This is a genomic window from uncultured Sulfuricurvum sp., from assembly GCF_937936435.1.
In the GTDB taxonomy this organism is placed as follows: Bacteria; Campylobacterota; Campylobacteria; order Campylobacterales; family Sulfurimonadaceae; genus Sulfuricurvum.
This window is the reverse complement of the sequence record NZ_CALDDG010000021.1, coordinates 1-25,518: the sequence shown is the minus strand read 5'-3', so window position 1 is coordinate 25,518 and position 25,518 is coordinate 1. Positions and strand designations below refer to the sequence as shown.

25 protein-coding genes are annotated in these 25,518 nt (G+C 47.6%); 14 read left to right on the top strand and 11 right to left on the bottom strand.

Annotated elements, in window-relative coordinates:
- Positions 1 to 7: 7 nt before the first annotated feature.
- The 7 genes from Q0389_RS02575 to Q0389_RS02545 are packed head-to-tail and all read right to left on the bottom strand — an operon-like array spanning position 8 to position 7,224.
- Positions 8 to 1,120: a cytochrome c peroxidase gene (locus Q0389_RS02575; protein WP_298691322.1), complete on the bottom strand. Its 1,113-nt coding sequence runs from the start codon at positions 1,118 to 1,120 to the stop codon at positions 8 to 10.
- Entirely contained in the window at positions 1,117 to 1,530 is a 414-nt protein-coding gene (locus Q0389_RS02570; protein WP_298691320.1) for a doxx family protein, read from the bottom strand. Before Q0389_RS02570 ends, Q0389_RS02575 begins: the two co-directional genes overlap by 4 nt.
- Entirely contained in the window at positions 1,527 to 2,426 is a 900-nt protein-coding gene (locus tag Q0389_RS02565; protein ID WP_298691318.1) for a sterol desaturase family protein, read from the bottom strand. The genes Q0389_RS02570 and Q0389_RS02565 overlap by 4 nt, the downstream gene beginning before the upstream one ends.
- Positions 2,410 to 3,372, bottom strand: coding sequence for an imelysin family protein (locus tag Q0389_RS02560; RefSeq protein WP_298691316.1), 963 nt, complete (start codon positions 3,370 to 3,372; stop codon positions 2,410 to 2,412). Before Q0389_RS02560 ends, Q0389_RS02565 begins: the two co-directional genes overlap by 17 nt.
- Positions 3,373 to 4,680, bottom strand: a complete 1,308-nt coding sequence (locus Q0389_RS02555) for a di-heme oxidoredictase family protein (protein ID WP_298691314.1) — start codon at positions 4,678 to 4,680, stop codon at positions 3,373 to 3,375.
- Positions 4,681 to 6,012, bottom strand: coding sequence for an imelysin family protein (locus Q0389_RS02550; protein WP_298691312.1), 1,332 nt, complete (start codon positions 6,010 to 6,012; stop codon positions 4,681 to 4,683). It abuts the gene before it with no gap.
- A gap of 12 nt (positions 6,013 to 6,024) precedes the next feature.
- On the bottom strand, positions 6,025 to 7,224 hold the full coding sequence (locus Q0389_RS02545; RefSeq protein ID WP_298691310.1) for an OprD family outer membrane porin: 1,200 nt from the start codon (positions 7,222 to 7,224) through the stop codon (positions 6,025 to 6,027).
- A gap of 245 nt (positions 7,225 to 7,469) precedes the next feature.
- Here Q0389_RS02545 and Q0389_RS02540 point away from each other — a divergent pair, with 245 nt between their 5' ends.
- From Q0389_RS02540 to Q0389_RS02520, 5 genes are all read left to right on the top strand, one after another.
- Entirely contained in the window at positions 7,470 to 9,485 is a 2,016-nt protein-coding gene (locus tag Q0389_RS02540) for an EAL domain-containing protein (protein WP_298691308.1), read from the top strand.
- Between the two features lie 99 nt (positions 9,486 to 9,584).
- A complete protein-coding gene (gene ovoA / locus Q0389_RS02535) occupies positions 9,585 to 11,003 on the top strand; it encodes a 5-histidylcysteine sulfoxide synthase (protein WP_298691306.1) in 1,419 nt (472 codons plus the stop codon).
- Positions 10,996 to 12,171: a pyridoxal phosphate-dependent aminotransferase gene (locus tag Q0389_RS02530; RefSeq protein WP_298691304.1), complete on the top strand. Its 1,176-nt coding sequence runs from the start codon at positions 10,996 to 10,998 to the stop codon at positions 12,169 to 12,171. The genes ovoA and Q0389_RS02530 overlap by 8 nt, the downstream gene beginning before the upstream one ends.
- Complete coding sequence (locus Q0389_RS02525; protein ID WP_298691303.1) at positions 12,164 to 13,432, top strand: DUF4010 domain-containing protein; 1,269 nt, start codon at positions 12,164 to 12,166, stop codon at positions 13,430 to 13,432. The genes Q0389_RS02530 and Q0389_RS02525 overlap by 8 nt, the downstream gene beginning before the upstream one ends.
- A gap of 10 nt (positions 13,433 to 13,442) precedes the next feature.
- The gene (locus Q0389_RS02520) at positions 13,443 to 13,862 is read left to right on the top strand and encodes a hypothetical protein (protein WP_298691301.1); all 420 of its coding nucleotides are present in this window, start codon (positions 13,443 to 13,445) and stop codon (positions 13,860 to 13,862) included.
- Here the strand turns inward: Q0389_RS02520 and Q0389_RS02515 are convergent.
- Entirely contained in the window at positions 13,840 to 14,016 is a 177-nt protein-coding gene (locus tag Q0389_RS02515) for a uracil-DNA glycosylase (RefSeq protein WP_298691299.1), read from the bottom strand. The genes Q0389_RS02520 and Q0389_RS02515 overlap by 23 nt on opposite strands.
- A 45-nt stretch (positions 14,017 to 14,061) precedes the next feature.
- Between Q0389_RS02515 and Q0389_RS02510 the strand changes: the two genes are divergently transcribed.
- Positions 14,062 to 14,748 (top strand): dUTP diphosphatase, encoded by a 687-nt coding sequence (locus tag Q0389_RS02510; RefSeq protein ID WP_298691297.1) that lies wholly within the window; start codon positions 14,062 to 14,064, stop codon positions 14,746 to 14,748.
- Here the strand turns inward: Q0389_RS02510 and Q0389_RS02505 are convergent.
- Positions 14,736 to 15,617: a lipid A biosynthesis lauroyl acyltransferase gene (locus tag Q0389_RS02505; RefSeq protein ID WP_298691295.1), complete on the bottom strand. Its 882-nt coding sequence runs from the start codon at positions 15,615 to 15,617 to the stop codon at positions 14,736 to 14,738. The two genes, Q0389_RS02510 and Q0389_RS02505, sit on opposite strands and share 13 nt — an antisense overlap.
- Before the next feature lie 153 nt (positions 15,618 to 15,770).
- On the opposite strand from Q0389_RS02505, the gene Q0389_RS02500 reads away from it, so the two are divergent.
- From Q0389_RS02500 to pssA, 8 genes are all read left to right on the top strand, one after another.
- Positions 15,771 to 16,679 carry a PDC sensor domain-containing protein gene (locus tag Q0389_RS02500; RefSeq protein WP_298691293.1) on the top strand — a complete coding sequence of 303 codons (909 nt, stop codon included), beginning with the start codon at positions 15,771 to 15,773 and terminating at the stop codon, positions 16,677 to 16,679.
- Complete coding sequence (hisH, locus tag Q0389_RS02495) at positions 16,676 to 17,287, top strand: imidazole glycerol phosphate synthase subunit HisH (RefSeq protein WP_298691291.1); 612 nt, start codon at positions 16,676 to 16,678, stop codon at positions 17,285 to 17,287. The genes Q0389_RS02500 and hisH overlap by 4 nt, the downstream gene beginning before the upstream one ends.
- A 12-nt stretch (positions 17,288 to 17,299) precedes the next feature.
- Positions 17,300 to 17,998 carry a 1-(5-phosphoribosyl)-5-[(5-phosphoribosylamino)methylideneamino]imidazole-4-carboxamide isomerase gene (gene hisA / locus Q0389_RS02490; RefSeq protein ID WP_298691289.1) on the top strand — a complete coding sequence of 233 codons (699 nt, stop codon included), beginning with the start codon at positions 17,300 to 17,302 and terminating at the stop codon, positions 17,996 to 17,998.
- A gap of 84 nt (positions 17,999 to 18,082) precedes the next feature.
- Positions 18,083 to 18,457 (top strand): chemotaxis response regulator CheY, encoded by a 375-nt coding sequence (locus Q0389_RS02485; protein ID WP_298691287.1) that lies wholly within the window; start codon positions 18,083 to 18,085, stop codon positions 18,455 to 18,457.
- Entirely contained in the window at positions 18,457 to 19,293 is an 837-nt protein-coding gene (locus Q0389_RS02480) for a 50S ribosomal protein L11 methyltransferase (protein ID WP_298691285.1), read from the top strand. The genes Q0389_RS02485 and Q0389_RS02480 overlap by 1 nt, the downstream gene beginning before the upstream one ends.
- A gap of 1 nt (position 19,294) precedes the next feature.
- Positions 19,295 to 21,244 carry an ATP-dependent zinc metalloprotease FtsH gene (gene ftsH, locus Q0389_RS02475; protein ID WP_298691283.1) on the top strand — a complete coding sequence of 650 codons (1,950 nt, stop codon included), beginning with the start codon at positions 19,295 to 19,297 and terminating at the stop codon, positions 21,242 to 21,244.
- A gap of 18 nt (positions 21,245 to 21,262) precedes the next feature.
- Positions 21,263 to 21,910 (top strand): phosphatidylserine decarboxylase, encoded by a 648-nt coding sequence (locus Q0389_RS02470; RefSeq protein WP_298691281.1) that lies wholly within the window; start codon positions 21,263 to 21,265, stop codon positions 21,908 to 21,910.
- Positions 21,911 to 21,961: 51 nt separating this feature from the next.
- Positions 21,962 to 22,687, top strand: coding sequence for a CDP-diacylglycerol--serine O-phosphatidyltransferase (gene pssA / locus Q0389_RS02465; RefSeq protein WP_298691279.1), 726 nt, complete (start codon positions 21,962 to 21,964; stop codon positions 22,685 to 22,687).
- Here pssA and Q0389_RS02460 read toward each other — a convergent pair.
- Both Q0389_RS02460 and Q0389_RS02455 read right to left on the bottom strand, forming a co-directional pair.
- Positions 22,675 to 25,026, bottom strand: coding sequence for a tetratricopeptide repeat protein (locus tag Q0389_RS02460; protein ID WP_298691278.1), 2,352 nt, complete (start codon positions 25,024 to 25,026; stop codon positions 22,675 to 22,677). The two genes, pssA and Q0389_RS02460, sit on opposite strands and share 13 nt — an antisense overlap.
- 20 nt (positions 25,027 to 25,046) lie before the next feature.
- Positions 25,047 to 25,518 (bottom strand): aminoacyl--tRNA ligase-related protein (locus Q0389_RS02455; protein WP_366936851.1); only part of this gene is annotated, 472 nt, incomplete at its 5' end.

The following is a 25,518-nucleotide window of genomic DNA, read 5'->3' as shown; positions in this document are numbered from 1 at the left end:
AATCTCCTTAGTGAATCAGATGTTCGTATTTTTGGTCGGTGAGCAGTTTCATAAACGCTACGAGGGCGTCGATTTTCGTGTCGCTCAATTTTTTCGCTTTTAGCTCTTTGGTGCTGATCGAATGGGCTATTTCGGCATCTCCCCATGCTTTCCCGGTTTCAGGATTGATCGTACGCTGCGGATTGTTATATTTGTCGTAAAACATCACGACGGTACGGAGGTCTTTAAAAATGCCGTTGTGCATATACGGTCCGGTAACGGCGACGTTACGCAGAGTAGGGACTTTGAACTTTCCTTCATCGGTTTTGCCGGTAGATTTCGGATTCTGTGCCAGCCCCGTATCGACGAATCCCTCTTTGACGATTCCGCGTTCGACGAGGAGAGGATTGGAGGGGACCCCGATGTTGTGATACTCGTAATTGCTAAAGGTCTCTTTTTCACGGTCTTCTCCCCTGAGCTGATGGCAGGTGGCGCAGTTGGTGTTGTTATTCGAGAAAAAGAGCGATTTTCCAAGCTCTTCTTGGGGGGTGAGGGTGTATTCCCCCCGGAGATAACGGTCGTATTTCGAATCGAACGGGGAAAACTCCTGTGTCGATTCATACGCGGCGATCGCCCGCGACATGGCACTGTAACCTTTTTCAGCATTGTCCAGTACCCCTTTGCCGTAGAGTTTCTCGAATGTCGAAACGTACAACGGATTGATTTTGAGCCGATTTACGATTTCGGCTTTGCTCCCCATTCCCATTTCGATCGGATTCATCGGTGGGCCTCCGGCCTGAGCCGTCAGATCGGTTTCACGGCCGTCGAGAAACTGTCCCCCTTTGAACCGCTTTTTCTTGGCATCGAAGCCGAAATGGGGAGAGTAAACGGCATACGAGGCCGTCGGAGCGTTGCGGGCTCCGAGGCTTTTACCGTCGTCGCCGAGCGATACGGCACCACGGACACCGTTGTCGCGGTTATCGACAAAACCGTTTTGGGGGTTATGGCAGGTCGAACAACTTTGCGTCTTATTTTTCGATAGAGTGGTATCGAAAAAGAGGAGTTCTCCGAGTTTGGCCTGTTCGGCTGTTCCGGCAAAAACCGCCGTGCCCATCAGTACGATCAGGATTGTGCTTTTCATTGTTGTTTCTCCGTTTCCAAGATATAAATAATAATCCCGCCCATAATCAGAACGATATTTTTTACAATGTATTGTCCGACCAACGTCAAGGCAAACGGCGCTTGGGTAAAACAAATCTCAGGAAACAGTATCAGCGGAGCGAAGGTAAACGTCATATGGACCAAAAAGAGGGCGACGATCCAGCGGAGCTTTTTGCCGAATAAAAATCCGATCCCTACGGCGACTTCCCACACTGCGAGCAATTTGATCGCTATCTCCGAAGGGATGATTGAAAAAGTGAGCCGATCGATCGTCATGACCGCCAGCGTCTCCGCGGGGCTGAGACCCGAAAAAAATTTGAGCATTCCGAACCATAAAAAGCAGATTCCCAGTCCGAGCTGCATCATTCGCGATGCCGTAGTACTATTCATGATATTTTCCTTGGTATAAAAGGTTTGGATAACAATCCCCAAATCGTCCGATAAGCCTCCATTTGCTCCCGTCTCAAACCGAAACGGGAGCGTTTTGTGTCGGCGCTAAGGGCGAGGGTTCCGAAAAGGGTATCCCATAGCGAAAGGGCGCCTCCGTAGTTTTTATTCATCGTGTTTTGGGCATGATGGAGCTGATGCTGCGCGGGGGAGGAGACCCATTTCTCTATCCGTTTCGGAAACCCTAACGCCACATGGGAATGGCGCAGATTCGATCCCAAAGCCAAAAATGCGACGATAAAAGCGTTGACTCCCAACAGGTCGATCATCTCCAAACTCCCGAATAAAAAAATGAAAATACCGCTTACGACTCCGGCACTGAGAGCGTAACGGAAACCGAAGAGGAGATTTTCGACCGGATGAACCCGATAAAACGTCAGGGGATTGAGAACCCGTGCGCTGTGATGAACCTGATGAAACCGCCATAAAAACGGGACGGTATGGAGCCATCGGTGGAGCCAGTAGCGGGTAAAATCGCTGAAGAGAAAGAGCGACAGCGTATAAAGAACCATTACCGATCCGTATCCCATATCGATATCGACGTACCCTAAATACGACGCCAAAAAGGTATAAACGATCCGTGTCACCTCTTCCGCACTGATCACCAGAGGGAAGATCAGGAGGGTTTTAAAGAGAAGCGAAACGATAAAATAACCATAATCGAGACGTGCGCTCGGATGCCACCATATCATCGCCGAGAAGGCGTGTGAGAGCATTTTCGGCTTACGCAGGAGAAAAACCGCCGCGATCAGCGCCGAGCTCGCGAGATAGAGCCAGTACAGACGTTTGGAAGGATCGAAAAAATAATCCCACGGAGTCATCTCAATCACCGTCGGCATCCAAAATTTTCGAAGTCATTTTCAATGCCCCGATTAACGAGATGTAATAGCCGTTATGGAGCCGTCCCAAATCGGTATATAGTGTTTTGGAAGCGGGAGAGAGAAGCTCGCCGTTGAGCAGAGCGGCATCTTTGATCGCCGCAGAGAGCGCTTTTCGCACGAGTACGACTTCGCTCTTCGCACCTGAACGGATCGCATAATCGCCGAAATCGACATATCCGACAGCGTCCATCACCCGTTTATGGGTTTGGAGGATCGTTTGAATTCCTTTGAGGGCGAGAGCGCTGCGATACAAATCGGCGCGGCGGATATCCCGCTGCGATTTGTATTTTTTCGCCCATCCGGTCGGTTCTCCGACCCGCCACTCTTTGAGCTCGTAAGAGCTGGCGATCAGCTGATTCATCATCAGGGCGTTGAAACGGCTTTCGTCCGCCATCAGAACTTTTTCCTCTTTTTCGTACACGGAGGCGATGGAAGAAAGTTTGGTCTGTATCGTACGCGCCGAGATCAATGCCATCGCCTGTTCACGCTCAGGATTTTTGGGTTTTTTGAACATCAGATATTCCAATGCGGTGAGGGTTTTGTACGAATTTTTGAACATTGCCCGCTCAAGGGGCTCATTTGAACGGATGATATGATCGAGCTGAGCCGTCACGTCCTCTTTAGCATTGTGGTAGATATCGATCTCATAAGGGGTGTCGGCAAACGATTCATCGAGCTCTCCGGCGATGTAGAGCGCTTGTACTTTTTTCCAGTCGAGTGCAAGCTCTTCGAACGCTTTACGATCCATCTTTCCCGTTTCGAGACTCTTAACCACCGTTTGCGCGCTCGATACGGCATGTCGGGCATCGGCGAGGATCACCTCTTCGTATATTCCTTTAGGAAACGGTTTGTCCGCCGCACACAGCGATATAACGGCAAACAGGAACAGCACTATTTTTTTCATTTACAGACCTTCTAAAAATTGGAGTACGGCACGTCGATCAAAACGGCTCAGAGACTTAAAACTTTCCCGAGCGGCTGAGGCTTCTCCCCCGTGCCAGAGGATCGCTTCTTCGATAGTTCTCGCACGACCGTCGTGGAGATAATTGCGCTGATTCAACACGGTAGTTCGTTTCCCGATCCCCCACAGCGGCTGAGTTCGCCATTCGTGTTCATCCGCATCGAACTCGCGCCGTCCGTCAGAGAGCGCTTCTCCCATATCGTGCAGGAGAAGATCGCTGTAGGGAGTGATCGTGTTTCCATCCGCCATTGCCATCGCAGGTATATGGCATGCCGCGCATCCGATTTGTGCAAAGAGTTTCTTCCCTTTTGCATTTCCGATTGCGGGTTCGGGAATGCGCAAACGGCTGACGTAAAAACTTACCGCATCCAGCCGCTCGTCCGGTACGTCGAGGGCATCTCGTCCGTGCGGAGCGTCGAGACACTCTTTTTGCACGGATGTGCAGTTCTTCATCGGATAAAGCGATGTCGTCAGCCCCATATCGTTGTGAAATGCCGAAGCGACCTGATGGCGTACGCTCGGGGCGGAGGCTTTCCACGTAAAGCGTCCTATGAGCGTAGTGCCCGTGATTGGATCGTATACGCGGTTTGCCCGACCCGAGATGCCGTCACGGTTCCGGTCATCGGGATCTTCGCGGGAGAGTATCTCTGTATCGCCGATACGATTCAGCAGGCCCATACCGACCAGTGCGGGGGCGAGGCGGTTGGAGATCGTCGTATCCGGATGTAACGCTCCGTAGTTCAGCTCTTTGACCCCGGGAAGGGGGCGACGCAATTCGATACGGGTTCCGTCAGGATACGAACTCATCACCGTCTCATACACTAAAGTCGGCTTCCCCTCGAAGGGAATCCCTCTGACACCGTTGATGCTCAACTGCGCTCCGTAGACGGGATCGGGGACGAACCCGCGTTTTGGATCGCTTCGTCCTTTGAGCGAAAATCGCGTAACCAGTGATCGGCTGATCCTTCCGTCGGCCGTATAGACCGATCCCGCTCCGTTATGGGGATGGCAGCTGATGCAGGTGTTGGCACTAAACAGCGGCCCCAATCCGTCGCGTGCTGTCGTAGCGCTGGGGGCTTCGACCCACGGGATACGGAAAAAACTTTTGCCCAGAATAAAACGCTCGGTCTCTTCGGCGGAGAGGTTGTCGTCGGCTTGCGATAAAAGCGCTTTAGTCTGAATCAGATGGTCATGACTGGCTAAAGCGCACGCCCCCATGAGGGCGATTGCCGTGGCTATTCGAAAAAACATTTAGAGTTTCGTCTCTTCCGGATCGGTAACGTCGTCGGTACTGAGGCGGATACCGTTGGCTTTTGCTACCAACACCATCATGTCGCCGAGGCGGCGCATCTCATTTTTGAGCTTTTTGATTTCGCCGGACATCGGATTATCGCTGCGGATCTGATAATCGAAATGGGCGGTCGTTTTCGCCGTTGCGTCGATTTTGGCGATTTTGGCTTCGATCGAGCTCATCATGTTCGTCATCACTTTTTTGGTTTTAGGATCGAGCGCATCGAGCATGCTCACCCCTTTGATAGAACCGTATTGTCCGATGAGGATATTTTTGAACCCTTGATAGTTTTGGGCAATGTCGCGATGGGTATTGTCGCTGAAGCATGAATGCTCGTCTTCTTCGCTCGGCGTCAGTACCGCCACCGCGATCCGCTCATTCGCCAGCTCGGATTTGATAAAGACACCCAGTCCCGCCATGATCTGTTTCAGCGCCTCTTTTGCGGGGATGTTTTTAGCGGCGTCTTTTCCTTTGAGCTGACCTAAAATCGCTCCACGGTAGCACCCGGTCGCATCTTTCGAACAATCGGCGCTGATAGCGGTGTCCCATGCACCATCGACCGTTTGTAAATCGGCGACGATCTTCTCCGATGCCGCTACCAGATAGGCTTTTCGGCGGTCGGCGTCGGCATCCGTCGTATAGTCGCTCAAAGGACGCTCACCGGCGCTCATCGGCCCGTTCGTTATCGCATCTTTGGTAAAGTTGCTGTAGTCTTGGTCTTGCCCCCAAAGGAGAAATTCGATTGCGTGGTATCCCGTAGCGACGTTCGCTTCTCCACCGTTTTCATTTAACGCGGTGATCGCTTCAGCGTTGATCGTAGTGACATCTACCTCTTTTGAGTTTTCACCGCCGGGATTGAATTTGCCGCGGGTATCGATGATATTGCCGGAAGTTTTTTTCCCGTCCGCATCGATCGTATAGTCGATCATGTTTTCATCCAAAGGCCATGCATTGATCTGTCCCTCCAGAGCGCCGTAGCTTTCGGCTATCCATCCCTCTTCGGCGTCGATAGGACCGTTAGAGAGGCGGAACGCTTCAGTCGTCCCGTAGCTTTCGCGTGCTTTAAGCCATGCCGATTTTGCATCGGCGAGAGTCGCTTCGCTCGGAGCGGCGACGAATGCTTTGATTGACGATTCCATCGACTTTGCATCTTTTAACGCATCTGTGTAATTGGCGGTAGCGATCGCCGCATAATTGTCGAGGATCGCCGTTTTTACATCTTTGGTGGGTGTTGCGGCCAAAACGGCGCTCATCGCTACTGAGATATAAGCGGTTTTTAGCATGGTATTCATCATAAGATTCCTTTAAAATGTGTAGTTGATACGTGCGAGGAAACGGCTGTATCCCGCATCGTTTCCACCGTCGGCATTGCCGTTGCGATCATCGATATCGGCATAGCTGATATCGGCACTGATTGCTTCGTTGATTTCGTACGTGGCTATGAGATCGAACTCGTCGACTTTAGCATCTGCAGGATTGCTTTTAAACGATCCGTACAATGCGCATAGACTTAATCCTTCGATGCCTGTAGCGCTCAAATCGAGCTCGGCACTGAGCTGATAGGCTTTGACATCTTCCATCCCCTCAATCGTCCACTCTTCCATCGACGTCAGATACGGACCGCCTCCAAAGCCGATCGGAGGTGCTTTGCCATCATCATTACTGCCGCGGTTATAGGCGGCACCCAGCGTCAGGGCTCCTACATTCAGACTCGCTCCGAGACCGTAAACGCTCCCGTCGATACCTGTCGGAGTTCCGGTTGCGTCATTATCTTCGCTGAAACGGGCATACTGTGCCGCAAGTTCCAATCCGATATCTTCGCTAAAGGCGATGGTGTAGGCCGCATCGGCGTAATAGAGGTCGGCCAGTTTATCGACGCCGTAATACCACCCTTGGACGGCAAGGTTTTCGATACTCTCGTTTTGAATACCGAGAATGATCGTGCCGTCGCTCCCTTCGCCGCCTAGACGTTTAAACGTCGATTTGTCATCGCCGGAATCGTATCCGCTCCAACGGGTAGCATATCCTCCGATCAACGTCGTCGCGTCGATGCCGTTATAGGTGACGACGGCCGCTTCGAAGGTATTGGGATTCATCCGGATATCATCCGTGTCGGCGAACGGAGTATCCAGTTGTTGACGTCCTATACGAAACGTAAAGTTATCTGTAGTGTAATCGATATACGCTTCTCCGACATACGCATACGATTTCCCCTCTTCATCAAATATTTCGGTGGTTGTATGAACATCATTGCCGGAGATAAAACCTATTCGTTGGCTAATATATGCGGCAACGCCGAACGATAGATTATTCCACGACGCGGTTTCGTATTTCAAAATCCCTCCGATCGCGGTTCCGTATGTGTTCTCTCCCGCATCATAGCTATTACTGATATAGGCACTGCGAATCTCTCCGCTCGTTTTTCCGGAGACAAACGCCTCATCCAATGTTGTTGCACTGAGCGTCGCTGCAGCCGCCAAACTCATTACGATCGTTTTCTTCATGTCACACCTTTTGTTTCATAATGGATAGGGTATTGATTTGCATTATCAATATATATAGTAATGATAATAGCTATCATCTTATATCAAGCTTAATATTGATATTCGTTTTCATATTTATCTTCTTGCTTTGCAAATTTTAGATGGTCGAGATAGCAGTAAAATGCGGAAAGAACAGTGGGAAAAGAGATTTTTAGTGTATGATAACACGGCAATTGCAGTAGATCATTTTATCAGGATTATCGGATATGACGCCGTTTTTTGAATCACACCGGTTTTTTAGCCTTATCTCTACCCATTTGCCGGATATGGTATGGGTCAAAGATCTGGAAGGAAATTACATATTTGCCAATCAATCGATTTGCGACAATCTTTTGATGGCAGAAAACATACATGAGCCGATCGGTAAAAATGACCTTTTTTTTGCTACGAGAGAACGCTCTAGATGTCCTGAAAATCTTCAATGGCATACGTTTGGAGAATTATGCTTCAATACCGATAAAACGACTTTGCAGGCGATGAAGCCGATGCGCTTTGAAGAGTACGGCAATATTCGCGGAGAACTTGTCTACTTTGATGTACACAAAGCCCCTTTGCACGACGAAGAGGGAAATCTGATCAGGATCATCGGGAGCGCTCGCGATATCACGGAACAAAAGCGGCTTGAAAATGAGCTCAATATTACCAAACGGCTGATCGAAAGCGGTCCGGTCGTAGTATTTGAATGGAGCGGCGAAGAGGGGTGGCCGATCCGTTTTGTCTCTCCGAACATCGAATCGGTATTGGGGATCAGCTACCGTAAACTGATGAAAAAAGCGACCAAATTTTCTACTTTTATTCATCCGGACGATATCAAAAAAGTAGAAAGCGAAGTAGTAGAATTTCTTGAGATGAAGGCCACCAAATTTGTTCAAGAGTATCGCCTATTAAGAGAAAACGGCACCCTTATATGGGTTAAAGACTTTACGGTTGTCGAGTACCGTGAAGACGGAGCGGTGAGTACGATAAAAGGGTATGTGTTCGATAATACCGCGGAGAGAGTGGCCGATGATCGGGCGCAATATTTTAACCATTTTGATCAATTGACCGGTTTGCCGAATCGGCAGAAGATGCTGCTGGATATGCAGCTTAATCTCCCTAAAGCCTGCGCAATTTTCAATATCGACAGTTTCCGGGAGATGAACGATCTTTTCGGGATTGCCGTCGGAGACGATATCCTGGTTCAATTGGCACAAGAATCGGTACGGATGGGAATGAGCCCGTACCGAATCGGCGGAGACGAATTCGCCGTTTTGTTTTATGAAGAGGGGACATCCCGCAATGCGCTTAAAGAGCAGATCAACCAAATCCTTTTGCGTTTACACGAGATGACCTTTACCGTTGCCGATGAGGTGATCAATATACGAATGAACGTCGGCGTGGCACTCGGAAGCGAAAAACTGCTAACACGTGCCGACATTGCATTGCATATGGCAAAAGAGAAAAAACTCTCCATCGCTTTTTACGAAGAGAAAGAGAATATCGAAGATATCTATAAAAAGAATATTGCGATGACGGGATCGGTACATCGGGCTTTGGCCGAAGAGCGGATTATCTGTCATTATCAGCCGATTGTCAATTTCAAGACTAAAGAGATCACGAAATACGAGACTTTGGTTCGGATGATCGATGAAAACGGTGATCTTGTCCCTCCGATGGATTTTCTCCCTATCGCCAAAAAGACGAAGCTGTATCCGCGGATCACCCATAAAGTGATCCATGAAGCATGCCGATGCTTTTCGTCGCGTTCCGATCACTTTTCCGTCAATCTCTCCATCGACGATATCAATGACCCTTATACGGTTCAAGAGATTATCAAAATTATCATCGATACGGGAACCTCCGAACAGATTATTTTCGAGATACTGGAGACCGAAGGTATCGAAAATTATGCATCCGTGGGGCGATTTATCAAACAGGTGAAAGCCCTCGGTGCAAAAATTGCCATTGACGATTTCGGAACGGGATATTCGAATTTCGAGCATATTTTAAAACTGAATGTCGATTACATCAAAATCGACGGATCGCTTATCAGCGGAATCGTCGATAACAGCCGCTATCGGATTATTGTCGAAACGATCGTTGACTTTGCCCGAAAAATCGGAGCATATACGATCGCCGAATTCGTCAGCTGCGAAGAGGTTTATCATGCTGTCGAGAAACTGGGAATCGATTTTTCCCAAGGCTATTATACGGGTAAACCGTCACCTATGTGCGACGAATAGGGATGAAAAAATGGCAAGCCGAATACCGATTTTGAAAGAGATGAAGGCTTGGTTGGGGTAAATGCGGTAAAATACAGAAAAACGGAACAAGGATTCAGCGTGTTGCACAGACAGATGAAATCGGTACGATTGGACGGAGACGATGTGTCCGTCAAACGTGAAGAGCTGCGAGATTATTTTCATCAGAGTTACGATCTGTTTGAATCGCTCTTCGAACTGCTGAAATCCGACGAAGTTTTTTACCGCCAATCCGAACCGACCCGCCATCCGATGATTTTTTATTACGGTCATACCGCTATTTTTTATGTGAATAAACTGGTCGCTTCGGGTGCGTTAACAGAGCGGATTAATCCCCGTTTTGAAGCATTGTTTGCCGTCGGAGTCGATGAAATGACATGGGATGCGTCGAGCGATTCGCTGCAATGGCCGAAGATCGATGAAGTCCGCGAGTATCGCCAAAAAGTGCGTGTTTTGGTTGATCGGATGATTTCGACGCTCCCTATGAATCTGCCGATTGCCAAAGAAGATCCGTTCTGGGCGATTTGGATGGGGATTGAGCATGAACGGATCCATATCGAAACTTCCAGTGTTCTCCATCGTCAGATGCCTTTGGAACATATCCTCTCCCACGAGGATTTCCCTTTGTGCGAGAGCCGGGGCGATATGCCCAAAAATATTCTGGTCGATTTTATCGGACGGGACGTAATCCTGGGCAAAGGGGAAGCTGACGGCGGTATTTACGGATGGGATAACGAATACGGAACCCTGACGTGCGACGTAAAAGATTTTCGTGCATCCAAATACTTGGTCAGCAACGGTGAATTCATGGAGTTTGTTCGGGCAAACGGGTATCAAGATGAGCGATGGTGGGATGCGGAGGGGTTGAAATATTTACAGATCCGTAATGCCTCATGTCCGCCGTTTTGGATTCCGCAGGAGGATGGTAGCTATCGTTATCGCTCATTGACGCAGGAGATTGCGATGCCGTACAACTGGCCTGTAGAGGTCAATGCTCTCGAAGCGGAAGCCTTTTGCCGATGGAAAAGTGCTCACGATACAGAAATTTATCGTCTGCCGAGCGAAGCCGAATGGACCGTAATGGCCGAAGAGGGTGATATGGCGCACAATATTTTTGACGATCAGCGCTCCAATATCAACCTAGCTTGTTATGCTTCGTCCGTACCGGTCGATACGTATAAACACGGGGAGCTTTATGACGTCGTTGGAAATGTATGGCAGTGGACGCAAACACAGATGGATGCGTTTGAGGGATTTGTCACTCATCCATGGTATGACGACTTCTCTGAGCCGACGTTTGACGGTAAGCACAACCTCATGAAAGGGGGATCGTGGATTTCGACGGGCAACGAGATCGTCTCGTCGTCACGATATGCGTTCCGCCGCCATTTTATCCAGCATGCCGGTTTTCGATACGTTGTCGGAAGCGGTGAAAACGAGGCGGATAAATACGCCCGTATCGAGAAGATGCACGCAGACTGGATAAAACGGTATGGATGAGTTTCGCCGAATCGATCGCAGTGGGACCAATGCCGAAAAATATACACTTCGGCAGAAGCTGTTTGGTACGGAGGATGTCGAGCCGATGTGGGTTGCCGATATGGATATCGCAACGCCCGAATGTGTCATTGATGCCGTAAAAGAGCGTTTGAATCATCCGATTGTCGGATACGAGGTGATGAGCGACAGTGCTTTTGAAGCACAGATTCTCTGGATGAAAGAACACCACGGGTTTAGGATCGAACGTGATTGGCTTACTTACTCGCCCTCCGTCGTCGCATCGATCGGATGTGCGATTCGCGCTTTCAGTAACGAGGGAGACGGTGTGATCGTGATGGACCCGGTCTACCCTCCGTTTTACTCGATGGTCAAAGATAACCGCCGTTCGTTGATACTCCATCCTCTCCGCAGAGATGCGGAGGGGGTATACCGATTCGATTTGGAATATTTGCGTACCCAAATCACACCGCAGACAAAACTGTTGTTGCTCTGTTCCCCTCATAATCCGGTCGGCAGAGTATGGAGCCGTGACGAATTGATGGAACTCGGGCAATTTTGTCTGAACCATGGTATCGTAATTATCAGCGACGAGATTCACAGCGATATCGTCTACTCTCCCCATCGCCATTTTCCTTTCGCATCCCTCTCTGAAGCATTGCGGGAAAATACGATTACTCTGATCGGGCCGGGAAAAACGTTTAATATGGCGGGATTTTCGATTTCGACCGTCTGTATCGCATCGGAGGAATTGCGCGAACGTTACGAAGCGGAGCGTCTACGTGTTCACTGGGGAGATGGAGCGGCACTGTCGCATACGGCGTTTGAAGCGGCTTATCGCCACGGTTCGTCCTGGCACCGAAAGCTGATCGGACATCTGGATAAAAATCGCACTCTCCTGAATGAATGGGCAAACAATCATCCTCTTATCGCTTTGTCGTCTTGCGAAGCGACGTATCTAGCATGGTTGGACTGCCGGGCGCTGGGATTGGGGGATCGTGAACTCAGAGAGTTTTTTGTCCGCGAAGCAAATCTAGGACTCAGTCCGGGATTGAGCTTCGGAAAAGAGGGATCGGGATATATGCGATTGAACTTTGCAGTAGCTACCGAAGTTTTGGAAAATGCCCTGGGCCGTATATCCGATGCCCTCAAAAGGAGAAACGATGTATGAGATGCTCTCACATCTTTACACGACGGAGTATTTTCGTTTTGTTTTAACATTGGTGTTGAGCTTTCTGACCGGATTGGAGATGCGCGAATACAAACGTTCTTTGAATAATCCCTATTTTATCGGAACTGTCCGTACCTATACGTTGATAGGGGTGTTGGGATATATCCTTTATATTCTTGATCCGAGTTACCGTTTTTATCTCTCCGGCTTGGCGGTATTGAGTTTGCTGTTTGCCCTTTTTTACCATCACAAACTTCAAAACGGTCAAAAAGGGATTATCAGTCTGCTATCGGCATTGTTGGTCTATACCTATGCTCCGATTATCATTACCCAGCCGTTGTGGTTCACTGCACTGATTTTTGTTTCGATCGTATTTATCGTCAATGCCAAAACCCATATTCAGTCGCTTTTGGAAACGGTTGACAACAGCGAGCTCATTACGTTTTCGAAATTGGTATTGCTTAGCGTGGTAATTTGGCCTCTTTTGCCGACGAGCGAGATATCGCCGTGGATACCGGTGTCGCTTAGCAAAATCTGGCTTGCGATGGTTATCGTATCGGGGATATCGTATATCGGTTATATTCTTCAGCGCTATTTTTTCAAAGAAAAAGGGTTTATCCTAAACGGTATTTTAGGGGGAATCTACTCCTCGACGGCAACGACTATCGTATTATCCCGTCAGTCCAAAGATATCGACGATTACGAATATACGTTTATCTCTGCCATCGTGTTTGCGACAGGAATGATGTATCTGCGGCTCATTGCGATTATCGGTTTTTTAAATTTTGAATTGATGAAAAAACTCTTTCTCCCTCTGATCGTTTTGAGTCTTATCGCATTATTGATGGGATATGCGATATCGAAAATCAAAACGGAACAAAAACCGGATGCATCCGAGGCGGTTCAAAACCATATCAATCCTCTGGAACTCGAAGTCGCTTTGCTGTTTGCCGCGATGTTTGTCGTGATGACGCTGTTGACCCACTATTTTATCACCTATTACGGGACGTCCGGGCTCAATATTTTGTCATTAGTCATCGGATTCACCGATATCGATCCTTTCATCCTTTCATTGGTAAACGGCAGCTATCCGATCGATACCTCCGCGGTCATAAGTGCGATTTTGATTGCCATAGCAAGTAACAATCTTTTTAAGGGAATGGGTGCATTGATGCTCGGATCACGAAAAGTAGGTTGGAGAAGTCTGGCTGCATTGGGCATATTGGCGGCAATGACGTTTGTTGCCGCATGGATTATGTAGAGGTGCAAAGATGGATGAAAATTTAGTTGCCATCGAACGCTTTATCGGGAAACATCACCTCCTCACTCTGGCGACGTATGGAGAACGGTTATGGTGCTGTTCGATGTTTTATGCATACGATGCGGAAAATATCGCTTTGATCGTTGCAAGCGATCCGCAGACGCAGCATATGCAAAATGTCGTGCTCAATACGGAAGTTGCGGGAACGATAGCCTTGGAAACTAAAATAGTCGGAAAAATAGAGGGGATTCAATTTCGCGCACAGATGACGCTTAGCGAAGAGAGAAGGGAAACAACCCTCTATATGAAGCATTTTCCGTACGCGCTGGCAATGAATCCGACTCTTTGGAGTATCCGTCTGAGCGAGATTAAATTGACTGATAATACTTTGGGATTCGGGAAAAAACTCAGCTGGAAGAGGCCGCTTTAGGGGTGAAAAAAGTGCAAGGTTTGCCGCTGGAACTGAGTACGACTTGTGAGGGGATAAATTTGCTTTTGAACCCGTACACCTTGCATCCGTGCGGCTGATGTGCTTCCCAAGTGACAAAATAGTGGAGACATCGGTGGCAGTTGATCTTTTGCATGGATGAAATATTACCGTATAATTAGGAACTTTTTAAAGGATTTGTATGAATAAATTACTTTGTATGTTAGAACTGCAACAAAAACTAAATGACGCGACAAACGGTCCGGAATGGGAAAAAGGGGTCACCAAACAAGGGAAAAAGATTAACTGGTGCCGATGTATTTATATGGAATCCGCCGAAATGATCGATTCGTTCGGATGGAAACACTGGAAAAGTATTGCCCAGGAAACGGACTATGCGAATCTTCAAATCGAAATCGTCGACGTATGGCATTTCGTGATGAGTCTGATTTTAGAGTTTACCTACAAAAACGGTGCGGAAACGATTGAAGAGTTGGCGTTGCGGATGTCCCAAACTCCCGAATACCAAAAACTTTCGACGGAACAAAATCTCGTTTTCGGCAGCGATGAATTGTTGATGGTGAAAATCGAAAATGTTATGCGCCTCTCTTTGATTCCGGTATCGCCGGAAATGATCGGTGCCCTTATCGAAGAATTTTTCGAATTGGCGTATCTGGGGGCGTTGAACCTGACACAGCTTTATCGTCTGTACGTCGGGAAAAACATTTTGAACCAATTCCGTCAGGATCACGGTTATAAAGAGGGACACTACATTAAAATCTGGAACGGTCTTGAAGATAATACGGTGATGAAGTCGGCATGGGAAAAGAACGGCGATTTAACACCCGAAGCGCTGTATGAGTTGTTGAAAAAAGCTTATCCCGCGTAAATTCCGCGGTATTCGCTTTTCCACCGTTTATGACACCAAAACCATAGTTCCGGACGTGAACGGATCGCTTTTTCGAGCGAATCGGCCTGCAATTGCGTCGCAATTTTGATCGCTTCTTCCTCCTCGCCGGTAACGATGATCGGATCGTCAAATCGGATCGTAAAATGTTCTTCATCCTCGCTAAAGATATAGAGCGGAACGATCGGAGCATTGTATTTTCGCGAGAGGATCGCAGGGGTAGAGGATTGATAGGTCGGATGGCCGAAAAAAGTGATGCTTACTCCGTGAGTACGGTTACTGGCCTGATCGATCATCAAAGAGACGGAAGCGCCTTTTTTGAGTGCACGCGCGAGATGTTTCAGGGCCCCGTTTTTTTCAGCGAGGTCCATACCGTGACGGGTTCGCGATTCGAGCAGATAAGGATCGAATTCGGAATGTTTGAATTCTTGGTAGATGGACGTTGTCGGGGTGACAAGGGCTGAGAGGGCTGTTGCCCCCATCTCCCAATTCCCGAAGTGGGCCGATACGAAAACGATCCCTTTGCCTTGGGAGAGCAGTTCATCGACCGCTTCACGGTTTTCGAAGACGACTCGGCGGGTGAAGTCGTCGTGTACGTAATGTCTATTCTCCATAACTTGCAGCAGATTCAAGGCCAGATTGCGGTAACAGTACGATTCGATATAGGCGTATTCCTCGGAACCGAGTCCTTTGGAAAATGCGAAATCCAGATTTTGACGGATGACACGGTTGCGTGAAGGGGCAAAAAAGCGGGCGATTTTCGCAAGAGAAATAAAAAGATTTTTTCTCCAACTGTGTGGAAAGCTCATTAGCAGAGCATCGAAAATTAAAAACAGGCGATAGGAGATCATGCTAAACATTCCTTTGCTTTTTCAACAGAGGCAAATATATCTTGCGGATATCTACGGGGTGCTTTATCCGGAGCTTTTTACTCTTCATAAGCGTAACTATAGCGCAACTAAGCTACAATTCCCCTCAATTTAAGAGGACAAAAGGGGGAGATAATGGTCGTTCAAGATATTCGCCAGTATGCTGAAATACGCCCGAAAGCGCGTGCCTATTTTTGTTATTTGTTTCAAAAAAACCTCCCCAATCATCTTCCCTCGGTATCGGTAGAATCGCTTACCGCCCGTCTTCTCAAAATACGGGGTGATCTTCAGGGATTGGAAGCGGTTTACCTGCTTGATGCCAAAGGCAATCAGGTCGGTCCCACGTATCTCAAAAACGGCAAAAAAGAGGACGATGTCGGTGTTAGCCGTTCGACTCGCGCCTATTATTACCGGGCGATGCACGAACGTCGCTGTACCATTACCGATCCGTATCCTTCGCTTTTGAATGATGAATTGACCGTTACCGCATCGGAACCGATTTTTGATGAAAACGGCGAAATCGTTTATGTCGCCTGTTTGGATATGCCCTTAGGCGAAGTGCTTAAAATCGCCCATCCGATGGCATTGGAATCTTTCTCAGGCCGTTTTTTCCGACTTGCTTACGGTGCATTTACCCTTGTTCTCGCATTGGTTTCTCTCTTGTTGTTTGTGAAAGGGATAGAAGGCTTTTTGTCCTATGGAATGGGACAGTACGATAAAATTGAAATCAAAGATATTTTCGAAGCGACCATCTTGCTGACCCTCTCGCTGGCGATTTTGGATTTGGTGAAAACCCTCTTCGAAGAGGAAGTGCTGGGACGTCCGAAAAGCGATCCCGATTCGAGTATCCACAAAACGATGGTCCGTTTTTTAGGCTCGATTATTATCGCCCTCTCGATCGAAGCATTGATGCTCGTTTTTAAATTTGCGATGACCGAACCGCATATGCTGGTGAATGCGATTTATATTATTGGTGGGGTGGCCCTGCTTTTGGTCGGTCTTGCCGTATACATCCGTTTTACGAACTTAGGAGAACGCCATTGATAGCTATTGTCGATTACAACATGGGGAATCTTGCCAGTGTCAAAAACGCTTTTGATCTGCTTGGGGAAAAAGTGACAGTTGAATCGGATCCCGATAAACTGAAAACGTACGACCGGATCATCCTCCCCGGTGTCGGGGCATTCGGCGATGCGATGGAGCATCTCTCATCCCGCGGAATGGATGAAGCGGTACGTGAATATGCCGTGAGCGGAAAATATCTTTTGGGCATTTGTTTGGGCATGCAGCTGCTATTCGAATCGAGCGAAGAGTTCGGTATTACCCAAGGGCTCGGTCTGATCCACGGACGGGTCGTAGCATTTGACACGAGTCGATTTCATACACCTTTGAAGGTACCTCACATGGGGTGGAATCGGATGTTTACCCAAACTCATCCTCTGTTCGCAGGATTGGATGAAGCTCATTATCTCTATTTCGTTCACTCATACCATGCACTGTGCAGCGATCAGAACGACAGTATCGGAGAGAGCATTTACGGCTACCGTTTTACCAGTGCCGTAGCGCATGATAACGTGATGGGGATTCAACCCCATCCGGAGAAGAGCCATCAAAACGGTCTCTCGATTCTCAAAAATTTTATTAATCTTTAAAAAAGGGCCTTTATGACTATTTTCCCGGCAATCGATCTCAAAGACGGTAAAGCCGTCCGCCTTACAAAAGGGGCGATGGAGAGTGCTAAAATATACTCCGATACACCGTGGGAACTTGTAAAAACGTTTGAAAAGATGGGGGCTACATGGGTGCATCTCGTCGATTTGAACGGAGCTTTCGCAGGTGAGCCTAAAAATCTCGAACAAATTCGTGCCATCCGTGAAAATTGCAACGTGAAGCTTCAGCTGGGCGGAGGAATCCGTGATGAGGAAACGATCCAACGCTATTTGAAGTTAGGAATCGATCGCCTGATTTTAGGATCGATTGCATTAAGAGATCCGGAATTTGTCAAAGCGATGGCTGCTAAATATCCGATCGTCGTCGGTATCGATGCGATCGACGGTTTTGTCGCCGTTGAGGGGTGGGGCGAAGTGAGCTCCATGAGGGCGACCGATCTTGCTCGTGCGTTTGCGGATGCGGGTGTCGAAGCGATTATTTGTACCGATGTCGGACGTGACGGTACACTTACCGGCGTAAATGTCGATTTTACTTTAGATATTGCCAGAGCTTCGGGAATCGCTACGATTGCCAGCGGCGGGGTCAAGGACGACAGTGATATTGAACGGTTGTTGCAAAGCGGTGAAATTGCCGGCGTAATCGTCGGAAAAGCGTTTTACGAAGGGACGATCGACCTTGAAAAGTTTTTTTAAACTTTTCACAAAGTTGGTTAGGTTATCATTGGGCATTTATTCTATACGTTAAATGAAATATAAGAATCGATAAAAGGATATACATTGAAACTATTGGTTGTAGATGATAGTTCGACGATGCGCCGTATTATTAAAAACACACTCTCCAGACTCGGTTATGAAGATGTGCTAGAAGGTGAAGACGGAGTGCAGGGATGGACTGTCCTTGATGCAAATCCGGACATGGGAATGCTGATTACCGACTGGAACATGCCGGAGATGAACGGGCTCGAATTGGTAAAAAAAGTACGTGCCGACGCACGTTTTACCGATCTGCCGATTATCATGGTTACGACAGAGGGGGGAAAAGCCGAAGTTATCACCGCACTCAAAGCGGGTGTAAATAACTACATCGTCAAGCCGTTTACTCCTCAGGTATTAAAAGAGAAACTTGCCGCAGTTCTCGGTACTGAGGGTTAATGCAAGATTTCTATTATATGTTGGTGGTGAAACCATCATCGCATTTAGAGCTTTTCAGCGACTTTTTGGTTGATATCCTGCCGGTAGGGTTTGAAGAGACGGATGATGGGTTTATTATCCGAAGCGAAGAAGACCTCGAAACAATCAGCTGGGGAATAGAGCAGTTTTCAGAGGCCTTACAACGCGCATTAGGAGAAGTGGTTGATGTCGAACTGACGTTAAGCAAAGAAAAAAACGACGATTGGATCGCACAATATCAGCAGGGGATCACTCCGGTAGAGATCGATCCGTTTTATATCCATCCCACATGGGAAGCGCCGAAAGAGGGGATGCTGAATATCGCTATCGATCGCGCTCTCGCATTCGGTACCGGGCATCATCCGACGACGGCATCGTGCCTTCGAGCCGTAGCCAAATACGTTAAGCCCGATGACGAGGTGATGGATGTCGGCTGCGGAAGCGGTATTTTAGCGATTGCAGCAATCAAAAAAGGGGCTATTGTCGATGCATGCGATACCGATCCTCTCTCGGTCGAAAATGCCCTCGTCAATGCCGAACAAAACGATATTTCTTACCGAAACCTCTGGGAAGGGCCGATTCAGGAGAGTGATGCTGTATACGATGTCATTATCGCCAATATTGTAGCCGATGTATTGGTTTTTATTGCGAGTGATCTTAAAAAACGGTTACGTGACGGAGGGATTTTGATTCTCTCAGGGATTATGGACAAATATGAGGATAAAGTTTTGCGCGCCTACAAGAGTTTTGAATTGACGGAGCGAATTGTAGAAAACGAATGGGTAACTCTGGTAGTTACCAAAAAAGGAAATGAATAACATGAGCCAACCCGAGTCGAATCCGAACCCGGACAAAAACGGAAATTTTTTTAACAAAAACCCTCTAATCACTTTTGCCATCTTTTCGGTGGTTGTCATCGTTTTGTTTAAAGCGTTTATCGGAGATGAGAGCGATATTGCCGGTAAAATCAGCGGTCAAAATGTCACTCGTACCCAAGAGATTACCTATGCGGACTTGAAAAAACTGATTCAGGAAAAACAGGTTGAAAAAGTCTCTATAGGGCAAACCTACATCCGTGCGATAGGCAACGACGGGAATGGAAAAGTCGCCTATACGACCCGTATTGTCGGACCGGATGCGACGTTAATCCCTTTGCTGGATGAAAAACAGATCGATTATAACGGATTCAGCGAAAGCAACTGGTTTACCGAAATGTTCGGATGGCTGTTTCCTTTCCTCATAATCATAGCAATATGGATGTTTTTCGCCGGACGCATGCAACGCAGCATGGGCGGCGGTATCTTGGGAATGGGTAATTCAAAAAAACTGATCAATTCCGAAAAACCGAAAACAAAATTCGACGATGTCGCCGGAGCGCAAGAGGCGAAAGAAGAAGTTTTGGAAATTGTCGATTTTCTAAAATTCCCGGATCGCTATGTGGAACTGGGTGCAAAAATCCCAAAAGGGGTCCTTTTGGTCGGTAGCCCGGGGACAGGGAAAACTCTTTTGGCCAAAGCGGTAGCAGGAGAGGCCGAAGTACCGTTTTTCTCTGTTTCGGGATCGAGTTTTATCGAGATGTTTGTCGGTGTCGGTGCGGCACGTGTACGCGATCTTTTCGAACAGGCTAAAAAAGATGCCCCTTCGATTATTTTTATCGACGAGATCGATGCGATCGGTAAGAGCCGTGCAGCCGGCGGTATGATGGGAGGCAATGACGAGCGTGAGCAGACATTGAATCAACTCCTTGCCGAGATGGACGGATTCGGCACCGATACCCCGATCATTATCCTCGCCGCGACCAACCGCCCTGAGATTTTAGACCCTGCATTACTCCGTCCGGGACGTTTTGACCGTCAGGTACTGGTTGACAAACCCGACTATCAGGGACGGATCGATATTCTCAACGTTCACGTCAAGGGGATTAAAAAAGATGCCGATGTCGATTTAGAAGAGATCGCCCGCCTGACTGCCGGATTGGCCGGAGCCGATTTGGCAAATATTGTGAATGAAGCGGCGTTGCTGGCAGGGCGTAAAAGCCAAAAAACCGTTCGTCAGGCCGATTTGCGCGAAGCGGTAGAGAGAGCAATCGCGGGACTTTCTAAAAAAAGCCGCCGAATCGATGAGAAAGAGAAACGGATCGTCGCGTATCACGAAAGCGGACATGCTTTATTGGCCGAAACGACGAAGGGAGCCAAAAAAGTTTCCAAAGTTTCTATCGTACCTCGCGGTCTTGCGGCTTTAGGCTATACGCTTAATACTCCGGAAGAGAATAAATATCTGATGCAGCGCCATGAGCTAATTGCCGAAGTGGATGTATTACTCGGCGGACGTGCGGCAGAAGAGGTCTTTATCGGTGAAATATCGACCGGAGCGGCAAACGATCTTGAACGGACAACGGATATCCTTAAAGCCATGGTGCAAATGTACGGTATGAGCGATGTCGCCGGATTGATGGTACTTGAAAAACAGCGTAACACTTTCTTAGGCGGCGGTATGACCCAAGGGCGCGAATACAGCGACCGTATGGCCGAGGGTATGGATTCGTTTATCAAAGATACGTTGCAGGAACGCTATATCGCCGTCAAAAGCCGTTTGGAAGAGTACCGCGGTGCGATCGAAAGCATTGTCGAACTTTTGTACGCAAAAGAGAATATTACGGGTGAACAGGTTCGTGAGATTATTGCGGCTTACGAAGCAGAGCATAATATCGAGACAAAATTGGAGCCGCGTAAAGAGTTTGGTTCGAATGAGACGGTAATCTCCGATTAAAACGTACAAGGGGCAAAAATGAATGTTCAAAGCGACACTTTCATCTTATCGAAACGGGGATGGCTCATCTCCGGAGTCATCGCGTCGGTTTTTCTGTTCTTTATGATGACAGGATTGCATCTTTTTGAATTCATCTCGGGTGCTCTCTTGCTGGCTGTACTGGTAATTTTTCGCAATCCTGAACGCAGTACTTCGGAAAATGAAGCCGATCAGATTATCAGCAGTGTGGACGGTGTCGTTTTGTCGGTAGAAGATGCGTTGATCGACGAGCAGAAGATGAAAAAAATTACGGTTATGAATTCACTGTGGGACGTTTCGATCCTCCGTTCCCCGTTCGACGGCATCGTGGAAGGCTTTAAAATGCGCAATGGCGCTTCGTTGCCTCTTTACAATCCGATGGCGGATCTCTTGAATGAAAAGGCGGTCATTTCGTTTCGTTCGTCAAAAGGAGATGAAGTTTTTATTGAGCATCTCAGTGAGCAAAGCTGTTTTCCGATCGGGATTGAATTAGAAAAAGGGCAAAAACTTAAAGAGGGAAGCCGTTACGGATTTCTCGCAAAAGGGCGCAGTATTTTTTATCTACCGGAAAATACGCGCGTGTCGGTAAACGCCGGTGCTACCGTCCGTGCCGGTGAAAGTGTCCTCGGCTATCTGAACGCGGCTTGATGGCCTTGCATCGCTTCGCGTGCTAGAACCTCATTCAGACGAAGGAATACAATGCGTCAGTCTCCCCCTCCGATCGCTTATCTGTTACCGAATTTCTTTACCGCCGCCTCGATTTTTACCGGATTTTATTCGATAGCTTTGTCTTTGGATCATGCGTTTACACCTGCGGCATGGTTCGTTTTTTTGGCTTTGATATTTGACGGATTGGACGGACGGGTAGCGCGTCTGACTAACACGGCAAGCCATTTCGGCGTCGAATTCGATTCACTGGCGGATATTGTCGCTTTCGGAGTTGCTCCCGCCTTGCTGTTTTATCTTTATATCGGAGATACTTACGGACGGATCGGGATCGTCGCGAGTGCTTTATTTATCATTTTCGGCGCGGTACGGCTTGCACGATTTAATGTCACGACTTCTCGAATCGAACGAAATGTATTTATCGGATTGCCTATTCCAACAGCAGCGATCATGATAGCCATATCGATTCTTTTGCTACAGCATTACCCCCACTACCTTTTTATGAAAATTTTTATGCTCCCGTTTATGCTGTTGTTATCGATACTAATGGTCAGTAATATCCGCTATCCGAGCTTTAAAACGATTAATTTCAAAGGATTTCATTTTATCCGATTCTTGTCCATTTTGATCGTGATTTCGATGGGGATTTTTATTTATCCGATCGAAGGGATGGGGCTTTTAGCTGCGGGTTATTTGCTGTACGGTCCGATTCGGGCCGTGTTTTATTTGATTAAACGGCTCATCTCTCAAAGAAGATGATATTTCTTCGGTTCATTGGCTAGTTTGTCTGTATTGATTGCAAAGTCGAAATATTGGGAAACAAAACCGGTATTTCCCATTTTCATCAATTGTATGATTGCACCCGGATTGTTCTCGATTTGCATATATAACAAACTCAGTGCGTAACGGCTCTCTAAGTAACTAGGGTTCTTGATTTTGGAAAGCTCGAGCAAAGCGATGGCGTTTTCGTAATGTTCCGAACCGATCGAAGCGCACGCGCCCATAAACAATGTTCGCTCGTCTTGGCGTTTGCGATTATCGATCAATTGATTGTATAAGGTATAAGACTTTTCAAAATCCTGGTTATAGAAATAGGCTTGTGCTAAGGCCGCCATGATATCTGAAGTATCGTCGCTGCTTGTCTGCAAGCGCCCCTCGAGCCGTTCGATCATCGGAGTCAGCTGTCCGGTCATCATTGCCATTTGAATCATTTTGTCACGGGTGATTTGCGGTCCGAAATAGAGATCGTCGTAATGAAAGGATTGCTTTTTCAGGTAATTGATCGCAGAGGATGCGAAGACCTTAATTTTTTGGTCGCCGTAAAGGGTATCGATAAGCATAAGATGCGGGAGGATATCTCCGCGTTGGAGGTACGTTAACCGCTCGGCATTTTTGCGTGCGATATCCTCTTTTCCCATCTCGGTTGCGAGGGCGATTTTGAGCGCAAGATAGAGAGGATGCTCTTTATAGTTGGTGTCGAGCCATTTTCCGGCGCTCGGGATATTGTTTTGCGTGATATCGATTAATGTTCGGTAGAGTTCAAACTCTTCGCTTTCCGGCTCTTGGGCGAGGTTGTCTTTGATGATTGAACTTAGCTTCGGATTGCTTTTTCCGATCATTTCAGAGCTCATGACGGCAAAAATACCGGAAAGGTAGTTGTTGGCATCGAGGTGATAGGAGCGCAAAAAGTGTTCGTATGCTTTCGACATGTCTCCCAACTGCGCATACGTAAGTGCCAGATTGTATTGGAGGATCGAGTGTTGCGGATTGGTTTTAAGCAATTGCAAAAGTTGTGCATTCGCATCGCGGAGGCGAAATTTTAATGCTTTTTGGATGGCTAAAGCGATACCGTAGTCGACACTGGAAGATCGGGTACTTTTTTGGAGATATTCTTTTGCACTGGCGATATCGTCGATGAAGATATTGGCGTTTCCTTTGCGGATATAGCTGATGGTTTGATCGGCATTGAAAATTTTGTACGGGGCAAAATAAAAAATACTCTCGTAGATTTTGGCGTGCTTGTCTCTTTTCGGGTCACGATAGATGCGTTGGACGTCATCGGGATTGAAGAGAGAAGGTTTCAGAAATACTTTAATCGGATAAGGGGTATAGACTTTATCGGGATATTCGTCGGTAGTATCTTTGATGAGTTTGGCCGCATCTTCATGCAAGCCCGATTTGAGATTGACGAAGGCCAGGGCAAGCTGTTCTTGGATAGGTGTGTCGTTTTGGATGATTGCATCGTTCAAATATTTTTTTGCCAACGTCAAATCACCGATATTGGCGTACATCAGCCCGAGGGTAAAGGAGTCTTCTTCCTGCATCGGATTTTCGAGGCTACTGATGGCATCGTCGAAACTTCCGTATAAAGCATCTATTTTGGCTCTCAGTTTATTTTGTATCCCTTTATACTCTTCGGTAGAGGGGTGTTTCAAGGCACTGAGCGCCTCGATATAGCGTCCTTTGTAGTAGTTGATCAAAGCGTAGTAATACGAATACAAAGGAGAACTGCTCTCTTGAGGAAGATAGGCTTGAGCCATATCGATATAGTAATTAAAATCTTTTTCCCGATTGAGATGCAAACAGCAGACTGCGGCATTTATAGCGCTGACACAGCGGTTTTCGCTGTTGTCGATCGAACGTTTGAAGTTTTCTAGGGCACCTTTGTATTCACTTTCTTTGAGTTGAACGACTCCCAGATTGTACTGAGAGATCGCTTCGGAATAGAGGGCTATTTTTTCGTACAGTTTTAGCGCTTCGGTTTGATTGCCGTTGGAATAGAGATAGTTGGCCCGTTCGATCATATTTTCGAGTTCGCTGGGCTCGATAATGGTTTCAGGTTCTTTAATCTTTTGGGCGATTGGGGCATTGAGAGGTTCGACGCTCTCTTTTTCACCTTTGGGCGCGAACAATACCCATGCAACGGTTGCAAGGGCAATAATAACGATAAGCGAGGCTAGGACAAGGATAAGAATGAAGCGCTTGTTCTTAAATCGGCTTGGTTTATCGGCTGATGCATCAGCATCTGCAGAGGGCTTTTCCTGAATGCCGGCAGCGTCAGATTCTTCAATAATGATTATCTCTTCTTGCTCCGCCATTAAGCCTCTTTACCTGGATTTTATAGATATTTATTCAAGACGTTGGGAAGTCGGATCGAACCGTCTTCTTGCTGGAAATTTTCCATGATAGCTATCATCGTCCGTCCGACCGCCAAACTTGAACCGTTTAGGGTGTGGGCGAGGAGATTTTTTCCCTCTTCTTTGTAGCGGATCTTTGCACGGCGTGCCTGGAAATCCCGTGTATTGGAGACCGAACTGATTTCGCGGTAGGTATTTTGCCCCGGTAACCATACTTCCAGATCGACGGTACGTGCCGCACCGAAACCTAAATCTCCGGTACAAAGGGTGACAAGACGATGCGGGAGTTCAAGAGCGGCGAGAAGATCAGAGGCGCAAGCAACCATCTCTTCGAATACGGCGTCGCTTTGATCGGCTCGGCTGATTGCGACTAGCTCGACTTTATGGAACTGGTGTTGACGGATCATACCGCGCACATCACGTCCGCCGCTTCCCGCCTCTTTACGGAAACAT

Coding starts and splice junctions, on each gene's coding strand:
- Q0389_RS02525 (WP_298691303.1), top strand. CDS start 12,164: ATGTATGAGATGCTCTCACATCTTTACACGACGGAGTATTTTCGTTTT.
- Q0389_RS02540 (WP_298691308.1), top strand. CDS start 7,470: ATGACGCCGTTTTTTGAATCACACCGGTTTTTTAGCCTTATCTCTACC.
- Q0389_RS02560 (WP_298691316.1), bottom strand. CDS start 3,372: ATGAAAAAAATAGTGCTGTTCCTGTTTGCCGTTATATCGCTGTGTGCG.
- Q0389_RS02555 (WP_298691314.1), bottom strand. CDS start 4,680: ATGTTTTTTCGAATAGCCACGGCAATCGCCCTCATGGGGGCGTGCGCT.
- Q0389_RS02515 (WP_298691299.1), bottom strand. CDS start 14,016: ATGCAAAAGATCAACTGCCACCGATGTCTCCACTATTTTGTCACTTGG.
- Q0389_RS02565 (WP_298691318.1), bottom strand. CDS start 2,426: ATGCCGACGGTGATTGAGATGACTCCGTGGGATTATTTTTTCGATCCT.
- Q0389_RS02550 (WP_298691312.1), bottom strand. CDS start 6,012: ATGAATACCATGCTAAAAACCGCTTATATCTCAGTAGCGATGAGCGCC.
- Q0389_RS02530 (WP_298691304.1), top strand. CDS start 10,996: ATGGATGAGTTTCGCCGAATCGATCGCAGTGGGACCAATGCCGAAAAA.
- Q0389_RS02575 (WP_298691322.1), bottom strand. CDS start 1,120: ATGAAAAGCACAATCCTGATCGTACTGATGGGCACGGCGGTTTTTGCC.
- Q0389_RS02545 (WP_298691310.1), bottom strand. CDS start 7,224: ATGAAGAAAACGATCGTAATGAGTTTGGCGGCTGCAGCGACGCTCAGT.
- hisA (WP_298691289.1), top strand. CDS start 17,300: ATGACTATTTTCCCGGCAATCGATCTCAAAGACGGTAAAGCCGTCCGC.
- Q0389_RS02520 (WP_298691301.1), top strand. CDS start 13,443: ATGGATGAAAATTTAGTTGCCATCGAACGCTTTATCGGGAAACATCAC.
- Q0389_RS02570 (WP_298691320.1), bottom strand. CDS start 1,530: ATGAATAGTACTACGGCATCGCGAATGATGCAGCTCGGACTGGGAATC.
- pssA (WP_298691279.1), top strand. CDS start 21,962: ATGCGTCAGTCTCCCCCTCCGATCGCTTATCTGTTACCGAATTTCTTT.
- Q0389_RS02470 (WP_298691281.1), top strand. CDS start 21,263: ATGAATGTTCAAAGCGACACTTTCATCTTATCGAAACGGGGATGGCTC.
- ftsH (WP_298691283.1), top strand. CDS start 19,295: ATGAGCCAACCCGAGTCGAATCCGAACCCGGACAAAAACGGAAATTTT.
- Q0389_RS02500 (WP_298691293.1), top strand. CDS start 15,771: ATGGTCGTTCAAGATATTCGCCAGTATGCTGAAATACGCCCGAAAGCG.
- Q0389_RS02505 (WP_298691295.1), bottom strand. CDS start 15,617: ATGATCTCCTATCGCCTGTTTTTAATTTTCGATGCTCTGCTAATGAGC.
- Q0389_RS02510 (WP_298691297.1), top strand. CDS start 14,062: ATGAATAAATTACTTTGTATGTTAGAACTGCAACAAAAACTAAATGAC.
- Q0389_RS02460 (WP_298691278.1), bottom strand. CDS start 25,026: ATGGCGGAGCAAGAAGAGATAATCATTATTGAAGAATCTGACGCTGCC.
- Q0389_RS02480 (WP_298691285.1), top strand. CDS start 18,457: ATGCAAGATTTCTATTATATGTTGGTGGTGAAACCATCATCGCATTTA.